The 12,839-nt window shown below is 53.3% G+C and carries 11 protein-coding genes; 2 read left to right on the forward strand and 9 right to left on the reverse strand.

Annotated features, from left to right (window positions below):
• Positions 1–39 precede the first annotated feature (39 nt).
• The gene (locus tag C0081_RS05135) at positions 40–1,050 is read left to right on the forward strand and encodes a TIGR03842 family LLM class F420-dependent oxidoreductase (RefSeq protein ID WP_101532739.1); all 1,011 of its coding nucleotides are present in this window, start codon (positions 40–42) and stop codon (positions 1,048–1,050) included.
• Between the two features lie 104 nt (positions 1,051–1,154).
• Here C0081_RS05135 and C0081_RS05140 read toward each other — a convergent pair whose 3' ends face one another.
• The 6 genes from C0081_RS05140 to C0081_RS05165 form a co-directional block, all read right to left on the reverse strand.
• Complete coding sequence (locus tag C0081_RS05140; RefSeq protein ID WP_101532740.1) at positions 1,155–2,435, reverse strand: amidohydrolase family protein; 1,281 nt, start codon at positions 2,433–2,435, stop codon at positions 1,155–1,157.
• Entirely contained in the window at positions 2,432–3,376 is a 945-nt protein-coding gene (locus C0081_RS05145) for an ABC transporter permease (protein WP_101532741.1), read from the reverse strand. Before C0081_RS05145 ends, C0081_RS05140 begins: the two co-directional genes overlap by 4 nt.
• A gap of 4 nt (positions 3,377–3,380) precedes the next feature.
• Positions 3,381–4,430: an ABC transporter permease gene (locus tag C0081_RS05150; protein ID WP_101532742.1), complete on the reverse strand. Its 1,050-nt coding sequence runs from the start codon at positions 4,428–4,430 to the stop codon at positions 3,381–3,383.
• The gene (locus C0081_RS05155) at positions 4,420–5,976 is read right to left on the reverse strand and encodes an ABC transporter ATP-binding protein (RefSeq protein ID WP_101532743.1); all 1,557 of its coding nucleotides are present in this window, start codon (positions 5,974–5,976) and stop codon (positions 4,420–4,422) included. Before C0081_RS05155 ends, C0081_RS05150 begins: the two co-directional genes overlap by 11 nt.
• A complete protein-coding gene (locus C0081_RS05160; protein ID WP_101532826.1) occupies positions 5,976–7,004 on the reverse strand; it encodes a BMP family protein in 1,029 nt (342 codons plus the stop codon). The genes C0081_RS05155 and C0081_RS05160 overlap by 1 nt, the downstream gene beginning before the upstream one ends.
• 222 nt (positions 7,005–7,226) lie before the next feature.
• Positions 7,227–7,976 (reverse strand): SDR family oxidoreductase, encoded by a 750-nt coding sequence (locus C0081_RS05165; RefSeq protein ID WP_101532744.1) that lies wholly within the window; start codon positions 7,974–7,976, stop codon positions 7,227–7,229.
• Positions 7,977–8,070: 94 nt separating this feature from the next.
• Here C0081_RS05165 and C0081_RS05170 point away from each other — a divergent pair, with 94 nt between their 5' ends.
• The gene (locus tag C0081_RS05170; protein ID WP_101532745.1) at positions 8,071–8,994 is read left to right on the forward strand and encodes an AraC family transcriptional regulator; all 924 of its coding nucleotides are present in this window, start codon (positions 8,071–8,073) and stop codon (positions 8,992–8,994) included.
• Between the two features lie 71 nt (positions 8,995–9,065).
• Here the strand turns inward: C0081_RS05170 and C0081_RS05175 are convergent, their stop codons facing one another.
• The 3 genes from C0081_RS05175 to C0081_RS05185 all read right to left on the reverse strand — a co-directional run bounded on the left by C0081_RS05175 (position 9,066) and on the right by C0081_RS05185 (position 12,822).
• Positions 9,066–9,938 (reverse strand): amidohydrolase family protein, encoded by an 873-nt coding sequence (locus C0081_RS05175; protein ID WP_101532746.1) that lies wholly within the window; start codon positions 9,936–9,938, stop codon positions 9,066–9,068.
• On the reverse strand, positions 9,907–11,841 hold the full coding sequence (locus C0081_RS05180; protein WP_210200398.1) for a TRAP transporter permease: 1,935 nt from the start codon (positions 11,839–11,841) through the stop codon (positions 9,907–9,909). The genes C0081_RS05175 and C0081_RS05180 overlap by 32 nt, the downstream gene beginning before the upstream one ends.
• A 63-nt stretch (positions 11,842–11,904) precedes the next feature.
• A complete protein-coding gene (locus C0081_RS05185; RefSeq protein WP_101532748.1) occupies positions 11,905–12,822 on the reverse strand; it encodes a TAXI family TRAP transporter solute-binding subunit in 918 nt (305 codons plus the stop codon).
• Positions 12,823–12,839: the final 17 nt, after the last annotated feature.

Genomic DNA, 12,839 nt, shown 5'->3' on the forward strand with positions numbered 1-12,839 from the left:
AAAACATAAAAACAACAAACAGATCATCGGAGAGAGATAATGGACTTTGCAATTTGCTTTAAAGGTTTTGTTGAACCCAAGCGTGCCCGCGCCCTTGTGCGCCAAGCAGAAAATGCAGGCTTCACCCATTGCTGGTTTTATGATAGCCATATTCTGTGGCGCGAAAGCTATATGGCGATGGCGATGTGTATGGAACACACCACCAAAATGCGTTTTGGCCCTTGTGTGACCAACCCGAACACCCGCGACTGGTCGTTGGCCGCATCGATGTTCGGTTCGCTGGCAAAACAATCGGAAGGCCGCTTTGATATAGGTCTTGGCCGTGGTGACAGCGCTGTACGCGTGATGGGCAAAAAACCCGCCACTCTGAAACGGTTGGAAGAATTCACCCACGTCGTCAAAGCCCTGATACGTGGTGAAGAGGCCCAATATGGCGAATGCCCAGAGCCGGTTAAATTCCCCTGGGCCGAAGGCTACGAGCTGCCGGTCTGGGTTGCTGCATACGGCCCCAAAGCACTCGCTTCTGCTGGTCGTGTTGGCGATGGTCTGATCCTGCAGATTGCTGAACCAAAAATCATCAAATGGCTGGCTGATCAGGCGATCGAAGAAGGTAAAAATTCTGGTCGTGACATGTCAAACTATAAAGTTATGGCCGCTGCACCTGCTTACTTCGGTAGCAAAGAAGATTGCATTGAAGCCACCCGTTGGTTCCCTGCAATGGTCGGCAACCATGTGGCCGATATTGTCGAAAAATATGGCACCGAGCGTAAAGATATCCCAGAATCCCTGACCGCCTATATCAAGGATCGCAAGGGCTATGACTATTCCAAGCATGGTCAGAGCGATAACCCTTATCTCGACTTTATTTCTGACGAAATTGTTGAGAGCTTCAGTGTGTTAGGTGAGGCTGACGAGCATATCGCCAAGATACATGAGTTGGAAGATGCCGGTGTGACCCAGTTCAACATCTACTTGGACAATGGCAACGAAGAACAGATCATTGCGGAATATGGCAAAACCATCATTCCGGCCTTTGCTGCTGAAAAATAACGCCTGATTGAGACGTTAAATAAAAAAAGTCCCAAGCGGCGGCATGCTGCTTGGGACTCCCTCCTGCAATTCTATTGTAGTTGTAATGGGACTGCAGGCCAGTGTCAGGCGTCGTGACGACGGTTTATGCTGCTTGGTCTACCGGGCAAATTCAGCGCCATATCCCGTTTGGGCCGCCGGGCAATGACCTTGCCTTTTGCAATCACAAAAAGCCGGTCGGCACGCAAACGAATGGCTTCAATCGGGTTGCGCGCATCCAGCACCACCATGCTGGCTTTTTTGCCCACAGCAAGGCCATAATCATCAAGCCCCATAATCGCAGCGCTCTGGGTTGTGACCATTTCAAAACAATGGCGCATGTCGGACGGGCTGCTCATTTGGGCCACATGCAGGCCCATAAAAGCAACGTCCAACATGTCGGCTGTGCCGAGCGAATACCACGGATCAAGCACACAATCCTGACCGAAGCCGACACGAATGCCGTGCGCCAGCATTTCTGGGACACGGGTCTGGCCTCGGCGTTTGGGATAGGTGTCATGGCGTCCCTGCAACATGATATTGATCAGCGGGTTGGGAATGGCCGACACTTGGGCCTCTGCGATCAGTGGCAACAATTTGGAGACATAATAATTGTCCATGGAATGCATCGAGGTCAGGTGAGAGCCTGCCACCCGCTCTTGAAGCCCCAGCCGTTGGGTCTCATAGGCCAATTGTTCGATATGGCGGGACATGGGGTCATCGCTCTCGTCGCAATGCATATCTACCAACAAACCGCGCTCGGCAGCGATTTCGCACAGCTCTGTCACCGAGCGGCGGCCATCGTCCATGGTGCGTTCGAAATGGGGGATGCCGCCCACCACGTCAACACCCATATCGAGGGCCTTGATGGTGCAGTCTTTTGCTGTTGGCGAGCGATAAAACCCGTCCTGAGGGAAGGCCACAAGCTGCAGATCGATGTAGTCTTTGATCTTGTCGCGCACAGACAGCAACGCCCGCACGCCCTTGAGGCCATCTTCGTCGGATGTGTCCACATGGGTGCGGATGGCCAATAGGCCCATTGAGGCCGCCCAGTCGCAATAGGACAGTGCGCGTGCCTCTATGGTCTCTTCGGATTGGATTGGTTTGAGTTCACCCCACAGGGAAATGCCTTCCAAAAGCGTGCCGGAACCATTGATACGCGGGGTGCCATAGGACAGGGTGGCATCCATGTGAAAATGCGGGTCGACCAAGGGCGGAGCCACCAGTTCGTTAGTGGCATCAACAATTTCGCCTGCGTCAGCAGAGAGCGATGGCTCAATGGCCGCGATCAGGCCGTTGGCAACGCCAATGTCAGCGACCGTGCCGTCGGGCAGCGTGCCGCCTTTGACGATCAAATCAAAACTCATCTTTCACCTTTTTGATAGGGCACCATCAGGGCTTTGGGATAGCTGGCACGACGGGCCATGACGATCAAAGCCAGAATGGACAGAATATAAGGCATCATCAAAAAGACTTGATAGGGAATGACGCCGCCTGTCAATTGTTGCAAACGCACCTGATAGGCATCAAAGGCCGCAAATAATATGGTGCCAAGTAGTGCTTTGCCCGGACGCCAGGACCCGAACACCACCAGCGCGATGCAGACCCAGCCACGGCCATTGACCATTTCAAAGAAGAAAGAGTTAAAGGCCGACATGGTCAGGAATGCGCCGCCGATAGCCATTAACGCGCTGCCTGCCATAACAGCACCCATGCGGATAGCCACCACAGAAATGCCTTGCGCTTCTACAGATTCAGGGCTTTCCCCCACAGCACGCACAGCCAAACCCAGAGGGGTGCGATAGAGCACCCATGCGACAACAGCGACGGTGAAGAAAGCAAAATAGGTGAGGGGTGTTTGTGTAAAAAGGGCCTCACCCACCACCGGTAAATCTGATAGAAACGGAACGGGAAGGGGCTGGAATGCATCGATTTTGGGTGGAGATGTCACCTTGGGCAGCACCAATCGGTACACATAATAGGTTAGGGACGAGGCCAGCAGAGTGATGCCGATACCGGTCACATGTTGAGACAGGCCAAGCGGCACTGTGAGCAATCCATGCAAGGCGCCGATGGCAATGCCCGTGCATGCGGCAATAGCGATGCCGAACCACAAGTCGCCGCCCAGATAGACCGTAACCCAACCGGCAAAAGCGCCAGCGGTCATAATGCCTTCAATGCCCAGATTGAGTACGCCTGCGCGTTCGCAGACCAATTCGCCCATGGTGGCGAGGATCAATGGAGAGGCAATGCGAATGACCGCAACCCAGAAACTGGTGGTCAATAGGATGTCTATGGCTTCTAACATATCCCTATCTCCATTTGATCCGGTAACGGGTGAGCATAATTGCCGTGACCATGGTCAATAGAGCGGTCGCTACCATCACATCTGCGATGTAGCTGGGCACATCGGCCGAGCGGCTCATGGCGTCAGCACCCACAAAAATGCCGGATACAAAAATCGCAGAGAGGACCACTCCTAAAGGATTGAGCAATGCTAGCATGGCAACAACGACGCCGGTCATGCCATAACCGGGTGACAAATCGAGGGTGAGACTGCCTTTGAGGCCAGCGACTTCCGAGAAGCCAGCCAATGCGGCCAGTCCGCCAGACAATAGCGCGGTTTTAACCAATACGCTGTTGACGGCAATGCCCGCAAAACCGGCAGCCTTCGGATTATGCCCGACAGCACGCATCTCATAACCCAATGTTGTTTTCTTCATAATCACCCATGTGATGATGGCCGATGCGATAGCCATTGCAAAGCCATAGTGCAGCCGTTTGCCCGTGATCATGCGCGGCAGGCGGGCCGCTTTTTCGAGCTTTTCTGATTGTGGCCACCCCAGCGCCATGGGGTCTTTCAACGGCCCTTCCAGCAACATGGAAACAAACAGCAGGATAATGAAATTAAGCAGCAGGGTTGTCACCACTTCATCCACCCCGAAACGGGTTTTGAGCAGTGCCGGACCAAGCAGCATCAAAGCCCCTCCGACCATGGCTGCCATCGCAATCAACGGAATTAGAACCGGTCCGGGCAACGGCAATGCACCAGCGCCCAAAACGACGGTGATCACCGCACCGATATAAAGCTGCGCTTCGGCGCCGATGTTCCAGAGCTTGGCACGAAAAGCGACAGCCACCGCGAGACCTGTGAAGATCAACGGCGTTGCGCGCGTGAGAGTTTCAAACAGCGCAAATTGTGACCCCGCAGCGCCTTTTGCCACCAGATAGAACACCGACAACGGCGAGGCTCCTGCGGCCAAAACGAGGATAGAGGCGAACAAAAGGGTCGCGGCAATGGCACCGGCAGGGTAAAGGAATGTTGCTGCCAGCGAAGGGGATTGTTTGGGTTCAAGCCGCATTTGGTGCTCCCGCTGCAGTGTCTTTGTGACCAGCCATCAAGGCACCAAGCTCTTTGACGCTGCGCTCTCCGCGCGCCGAAGGGGTTGAGAGTTCCCCTTCGCTAATGACCACAATGCGATCTGAGAGCGCGCGGATTTCATCCAGATCTTCCGAGATCAGCAACACAGCTGCACCTCTTTTGCGGGCTTCCAGCAGCCGATTATGGACATAGGTTACCGCGCCGATATCAAGGCCACGAGTTGGCTGAGCGGCGATGATCAGATCGGGATTCCCATCCAAAGCACGCGCCAAAATGAGCTTTTGCATATTGCCGCCTGACAGCAGACGAATGCGGGCGTCTGGCGATGGGCATTTTACATCATAGGCAGCAATGGCCTTTTCAGTGAACTGACGGGCGGCCTTCCAATCAAGCCAACCTGCGCTGGAATAGGGTTTGTCACGGTAGTTTTCCGAAATGGCATTTTCCATCACCGACATATCGCCGATCGCGCCCATGGCATGGCGGTCTTCGGGGATGCGTCCGACGCCTTTTTTTAAGGCTTGGCGTGGTGACCATTTGGTGACCTGTTCGCCGTTGATGGCCATGTCGCCCTTCTGGTGGGCTATCATGCCAGACAAAAGAGCCGCCAACGCAACCTGCCCATTGCCAGAGACGCCAGCCAGCCCCGTAATCTCGCCTTGACGCAAGGTAAGCGTGAGGTCTTTGAGCGCGGTCGTTGTGCCTTGCTGAGCTGTTGAGACAGCCATAAGCTCTAGCACTGGCTTGCCGGGCGTGACAGGCTCCACTTCGGGCAGGGCGATTTCTTCGCCCACCATCAGAGCGGCCAGTTCATGACGATCGGTTTGTGATGTCTCTCGCTCGCCGGTGAGCTTGCCAGAACGCAAGACCAATACACGATCGCTGATTTCCATCACTTCATACAGCTTATGGGAAATGAAGATCACCGAGAGGCCTTCGGTAACGAGCATTTTCAACGTCTTGAAAAGAGCCTCGGTTTCTTGCGGCGTCAGGACGGCCGTTGGCTCATCCAAGATCAGTATCCGAGCGTTGCGGTAGAGGGCTTTAAGAATTTCAACCCTCTGACGTTCGCCAACGGTCAACTGGGAAACCATAGCGTCCGGATTGACGCTGAGACCAAAGCTGGTGGCGAGTTCGAGGATGCGATCTTTTGCTGCTTTTCGGTCGAACTTCCAAGACCACAAGCCTTGTGTTCCAAGCGCGATATTGTCTAAAACCGATAGATTGTCTGTCAGGGTGAAATGTTGATGCACCATACCAACACCCGCATCAAGCGCGGCGGATGGCTCCCCGGGGGGCAACGCATGGCCTGAGACTTCGACAGAGCCCTCGTCGGCGACATAGTGGCCGAATAGAATATTCATCAATGTTGTTTTACCGGCACCATTTTCGCCAAGCAAAGCAATGACTTCGCCTTGCTTTAATTCGAAGCTGATCGCGTCGTTGGCGATGAGAGGTCCGAAGCGCTTGGTGATGCCAGTGAGGCGAAGAACGGTCTTCGCCTCATGCTGGGGATTGTCAGTCATTAACTCGATTTCGGTTCAGTGTCGTTGATCTCAACCGTGAAAGAGCCATCCATGATTGCAGCTGATTTTTCTGCGATCAATTTCAACGCGGCTTCTGGAACCTTGCCTTCGAATGTGCCTAACGGAGCGAGTGAGCACCCTTTTTCTTTCATGAAAGAAAATACGCCGTAATCGTCGGCCTTGAAGCTACCCGCTTTGAGCTGCGCAATGGCATGGTCGAGGGTTGGCTCGAAATGCCACAGGGCGGAGGCAACAACGGTTTCCGGATAGTCAGACTGGGTGTCGATCACATTGCCGACGGCCAGCAAGCCTTTTTCCTTGGCTGCATCAGAGACACCAAAGCGTTCTGCATAGAGCAGGTCTGCACCGGCTTCGATTTGGGCAAAAGCGGTTTCTTTGGCTTTTGGGGGATCGAACCAAGAGCCGATAAAGGCGACCTGAAATTCAATGTCGGGCTGCATTTCTTTGGCACCCGCCATGAAAGCATGCATCAGGCGGTTCACTTCAGGGATGGGATAGCCGCCGACCATACCGATATTCTTGGTTTCGGTCATCGCCCCGGCAATGATGCCCGAGAGATAGGAAGCGTCCTGAATATAATTGTCAAAAACAGCAAAATTGGGCAAATCAGCTTTTGGCTTGAAGCTGGAACCGAGCAAGAATGCAACATCAGGATAATCGGCAGCCACGGCGCGTGCTGCGTCTTCTACCGCGAACACTTCCCCGATGATGAGCTTGTGACCAGCCTCGCAATATTCACGCATGACGCGCTCATAGTCGCTGTTGGAGGTGTTTTCCGAATAGGTATATGTGATGTCACCACGGGCTTGTGCAGCTTCCGCAGCAACATGAATGCGGCTCACCCATTGCTGTTCTACGGGAACAGTATAGATTGCTGCCGTTGAAATCGGCTCTGCAGCAAAGGCGCGATGGCCCAAGCCACCCAGAGCCAATGCTGTCGCTCCGGACAATTGCATGAAGTGACGACGAGAAAGGGCAGAAAGGAGTGACTTGCTGTCGTTGACCATTGGTATCCCCATTTTGAGTGTTTCATCCTACTTTCGGACAAGGGCTCCCGTTTTTCAAGGCGAAACTGATTATTATTTTATCATTTTGCACATGTGCCTTTTTCGTGAGCAGGTAATAGTGACTATGCCTCCCTAACAAGCAAAAAACTGTTTTGCGTTCAAAGCAGGGTCACATCAAGGAAACTGGGAAGCGCCGTGTGCCGCCGCCCAGAATTATCGGTTTCAGGGCTGCAAAGCCTCAGCATCGCTTCCTGCCGTCAAATGCAACGGGCAAGAAGGATCCGTGACAGCGCGCCAGACAGCCTTCACAACATCCTCGGGTCGGGTAAGTTCTGCTTCTGTATTTTTTCGAAAGCCGCTCATGACCTCTTCAATGAAGGGTTTGTAGGCATCCGGTATCTCTCGCATTCCCGCCATCAAGACTCTTGCATTGTAGCCAAATTTGGTTGCGGGTGCCTGCCCTGGCAAAACCAAACGGGTGCGAATGCCCAAAGGAGCAAGCTCAAGCGCCAGACATTCTGTGTAAGCATTCACGGCTGCTTTGCTCGCGGTATAAACGGATAGCAACGGCAGCGGCAGGAGTGTCACGCTGGATGAGACATTGACAATGACACCCGCCCCCTTTTTGCGAAATTGTGGCAACACGGCTCGGATCATTTCGAAGGTGCCAAAACTATTGGTTTCGAAAATATGCCGGATGGTTTCTTCTGGCGTGGCTTCAAACGCGGATCGCCAGCCGATACCGGCGTTGTTGACCAGAGCGTCGATCGGCCCAGCCGTTTCCACCGCATCGGCAATGCTGTTCCGGTTCGTGATATCCAACGGCAATATGCGCAAGCGTTCCGATACAGGAATAATCCCCGGTTGCGGATTGCGCATCGTGGCGACGACATTCCAGCCTTGTGCGAGAAAGTGATGTGCGGTCTCTAGCCCGAATCCTGAGGAACATCCGGTGATCAATATGGTTTGCATAATGGTGTCTCCTTTGGTTGGTTCACCTGATATAGACACGCTTGATTGAATGATCTATCATTTAAGATCCGTAATTCTTTATCGAAAGTCCGAGATGTTCGATCCGCTATCTGAAGTGATCTCTCTTCTGAGGCCGAAGGCACCCTATTCGAAGTTGCTTGAGGCATCGGGAGCCTTTCGGGTGCGTCGTGAGAATGTGGGCGATGTGTTCTATTTCAACTTGCTGTCTGGCCGGGTGTGTTTTGACGTAGATGGGAAGCAGCCTGTTGACCTAAACACAGGCGACTTCGCTCTCGTCCCTGCGGCATTTTCATTCACCATATCGAGTCTGGACCCGATTCCAGATCGTGATATCAAGACACAACCGGTGCCCGGTGATGATGGAATTGTCCGCATTGGAGCAGGCGGGGGGCCTGTGGAGGTGCAGGCGCTCATTGGCCATTGCAGCTTTGGCAGTCCGGACGCTGACCTTCTGGTTTCACTGTTGCCTGGTTTGATCGTCGTGCGTGGGGAACCGCGATTGGCAGCCTTGACCGCACTGGTGCGCGATGAAGCACGGGCTGCGCGCCCCGCTCGGGAGGTTGTCGTCGAGCATTTGTTGCAGGTTTTGTTGATCGAAGCGCTGCGCTCGACCACGCAATCAGGAGCAACAACCGGTTTGTTATGTGGTTTGGGGGATGAAAGGATTGCTCCTTCCTTACGATCCATGCACGCCAACCCGGAGTATGCGTGGACGGTGCTGGAGTTGGCGCGGCAATCAGGATTGTCCCGTTCAACCTTTTTCACGCGGTTCAATCGGATTGTCGGCATGCCGCCGATGGGCTATTTACTCAATTGGCGCATGACCCTTGCCAAGCATATGCTGCGTTCCGGGATATATGACATCACCAAGATATCAAGTGATGTCGGTTATGGTTCGGCCAGTGCTTTCAGTACCGCCTTTGCCCGTCATGTCGGACACCCGCCGGCGCGTTATGCAAAGGCGATGGCGACAGGTTGGAGACAGGGGGAAAGCTAAAGCTATTCAAAGGGAAAGGCCCGTCGGGGTCTTCAGCGGCAGGCCTTGGCTTTTGTCTCTTTGGCGATGGCTCATTCAGCCCAGTAAAGGCTATTGGGGTTGTCCACCAAAAGCAGCTTCTGAGCCTGTTCTGTCGGTGCAATCAATGGGATCACATCGGTCAAGGCTCCGTCGTCTGGCATATGGCTTTTCATATTGGGGTGTGGCCAGTCCGTACCCCAGAGCACACGTGTGGGGAAGTGCTCAACCAAATAATGTGCAAAAGGAATCACGTCATCATACGGAGGGCCTTTGACAGAAAGCCGTTCAGGACAGCTGACTTTGGTCCAGAAATTATCATGCTCTTTAAGCAATGCCACAAATTCCTGAAAATCCTGTCCACTCAAACCTTTGGAAACATCGACACGCCCCATATGATCAATGACCACTGTGATGTCCAGTGAGATCAGGAAGGGCACAAGATCATGCAGATCCTGCGGTTCGAAATAGACAATGATGTGCCAGCCAAGGGGTTTGATCTTATCAACAATGGCCCGGAATACCTCACGCGGAGTGTCATCCACCAGCCGTTTGACAAAATTGAAGCGTACGCCGCGCACCCCCGCTGCATGCATATCCAGCAGCTCGGCTTTGGAAATATCAGGTCCGACCACGGCAATACCACGCGCCTTGTCTCCCGCGCTTCTCAAGGCATCCAGCAAGGCGTCATTATTCTTGCCATGGCAGCTGGCCTGAACGATAACATTCTTCGAAAAACCAAGGTGATCCCGTAGAGCAAAAAGCTGCTCTTTGGATGCATCACAGGGCGTGTATTTGCGCTCTGCTGCGTAGGGGAAAACGTCTGCGGGACCAAAGACATGACAGTGCGCGTCCACCGCCCCCGAAGGGGGGGTGAAAGCTGGTTTCTTTGGATCAGGATGAAACGGAAGGTAATCGGGTGTCATTGGAGTGTACCGCTTTCCATATAATGAAGGTTACGAGTGCCAGCCCGATGGCTTTGGCTCCCAACGAGAGAAGATCGGTCTGTAGCGCACCGAATGGGCCGATCAGGGCGATCGCCCCCAACACAAGCGCCACCCGCTCAACAAAGTCCAATGGCCGCCCGATCCAGCCGGTGAAGGCCGTTCCCAAGGCAAAGACCGCAGCGAAGGCTCCGCATGTCGCGATGACAATTTGCACTGGACTACCGATCAACAGCAATTCGGGTGCATAGACGAACATGAAGGGGGCAATAACGCTGACAAACCCCAATCTGATGGCTTCAAATGCTGTTTCGTTGGGTTCTGAACCGGCTATGGATGCGCCAGCATAGGCTGCCACGGCAACAGGGGGGGTGATGGCGGACAGCAAGCCATAATAAAAGATGAACATGTGACCGGCGAGAATAGGCAGACCGAACCGTTCCAAAGCAGGGGCAACCAAAATAGCCAGCAGCAGATAAGCCGCCGAGGTTGGCATGCCCATGCCAAGAATAAAGGAGGCGACCATAGTGAGAAGCAAAACCGCCAGCATGCTTTCGCCACCAATTGACAGGATCATCGAAGAAATCTGCAAGGCAAGACCCGTCAAGGTCAGAACTCCGATCAAAACGCCAGCAATGGCCACCGCCGCCACAATCGGCATGACGTTGCGCACAGTGATGACACAGACTTCCATAAAATCGAGCAATGAAATACGGGTTTCCTTTTTCCATAGAGACAACACAAGAGTTGCCAATATGCAAAGAACCGCCGCTTTGGCCGGTGTGAAGCCATAGATAAGAAAGCTTACCAGTGCGACCAGAGGCAGCAACATATAGCCTTGCTTTGATAAGACCACCCAGATGGAGGGCACATCTGCGGGATTGGAGCGTTCCAGATTGAATTTACCCGCTTCCAGACGCACCGAGACCAGCAGGGCAAAGACATAAAGAAAGGCAGGAATGGCAGCAGCCGCTGCAATGGTTGCATAGGGTATCTGGGTCATTTCAGCCATCAGGAAGGCAGCAGCCCCCATGACGGGAGGCATGATCTGACCCGCTGATGAAGCGGCCGCTTCAATTGCAGCTGCGACTTTGGGGCGATAGCCCGTCCGTTTCATCAGAGGAATGGTAAAGGTGCCCGTGGTGACAACGCCAGCAACCGCCGAGCCATTGATAGAACTGAACATGGTGGAAGAAATCACCGCTGTTAAGCCTGGCCCCCCTTGTACTGTGCCGGTCAGGGCGTGCGCAATGTCGACAAAAACCTTGCCCAGTCCAGAGCGCAACAACAACCCGCCTAACAGCGAGAATAGCAGGATATATTCAGACGCCACGCCCATCGGCATGCTGAACAGACCTTCTGTGCGCAGGAATAGGTTGGACGTCAAGCGGTCGAGACCATAGCCAGCATGGCCATAATCGCCCGGAATTAGATAACCAAACAGTGCATAGCTAAGGGCGACCAAGGCGAGGCCAACCATCGTCCAGCCTAAATAATAGCGAGCCAGAACCAACGCGACAAAGATAGTGACCACAAACAGTTGCACATCAGTTTCGCGGGCGATTGCACCCATGCGAATGATCGATATGTAATTTTGATACAGATACGGACCGGGAATCAGTGCCAGCAGAGCCAGCACATAAAAGATAATCCGAACTGCAAAATAACGTTGTTTGACTGCAAGCAAAAACAAACCGCAGCCTGCCAGTAGCGAGAAAAACAGACTGCGCAAGAGCAGGGCTGTAAAGGAGCTAAAATAGGCCGAGTGGATGACGAGCAAAGCGCCGGCAACCGCAGTCAGAGTGATTGCAAGCCCCACCAAAACCCGCTCATACGGATATAGGTTCGTTTCCGGCAAGAAACGAGATATGTAGGAATTGAACACAGTATGGTCCCTCAATTGTCTTACCAGGAAAGTCGAGGGGTGCATGATAGCACCCCGCCGATCTTATTCGCTATAGTAGCGCGTTGCACCTGGGTGCAGTGGAATTGGCGTTTTAGGGGCCTTTTCCTTGGTAATCAAACCCGCTGCAGGATGCACCTTGCCGAGGGTATCCAGATTGTCGAAGATCGTTTGTGTAATACGATAGATGACGTCTTCATCGGCATCCTTGCTAGTGAACAGGATGACTGGGTCACCAATGGCGATGGTGTCTACATCATTGCCATTGTAAATGGCGGCGGGGACATGGGTCATTGTGTAGTAAGGATATTCTGCAATCAGTTTTTCACCATTTTCCTTGTTGATCGGAACCAATTTGGAGTCGGTTGTGGTGGTCAATTCAATGAAAGCAGAAGCGGGGACACCGGCCAAGATGATGGATGCATCAAGGTTGCCATTTTTGATGGCGTTGGTAGCCTCACCATAGGACAAATATTGGATTTTGTCAGGATTGTAGGCATCATGTGCCTTGAGCATGCGTTCAGCCAGCACGGAAGAATTCGAACCGGGAGGGCCCACCGAAATTCTCAAATCCTTGAGGTCCGCCATAGACTGGGCTTTTGACGCAGCGGTTGCGGCCACTTGCAAGATTGCCGGATAGAGGGCGGCAATGGCCAGAACATTTTGTTTTTCCTCGAAAGGATCCTCTCCGCTATAGCCTGCATACAGGGTCGAACCGGATGAAAATCCGATGGTCATTTGCCCCATCGACACACGTCGCACATTCTCGATTGACGCGCCGGTTACTTCGGCGTTGGCTGAAATATCGTTGTCAAATGCGGTAAGCATATCTGCCATACCCGCGCCAACAGCATAAAATACACCGCCGGTTCCGCCGGTACCGATTGAGACGCGGTCTGCAGCATGAGCGCAGCCCACGGTTAGGGCGAGTGTCGCCGCAAGTGTAATCAAACCTTTTTTCATAATAGTCCTCCCTGGAG

The organism is Cohaesibacter celericrescens (assembly GCF_002866925.1).
GTDB lineage: Bacteria > Pseudomonadota > Alphaproteobacteria > Rhizobiales > Cohaesibacteraceae > Cohaesibacter > Cohaesibacter celericrescens.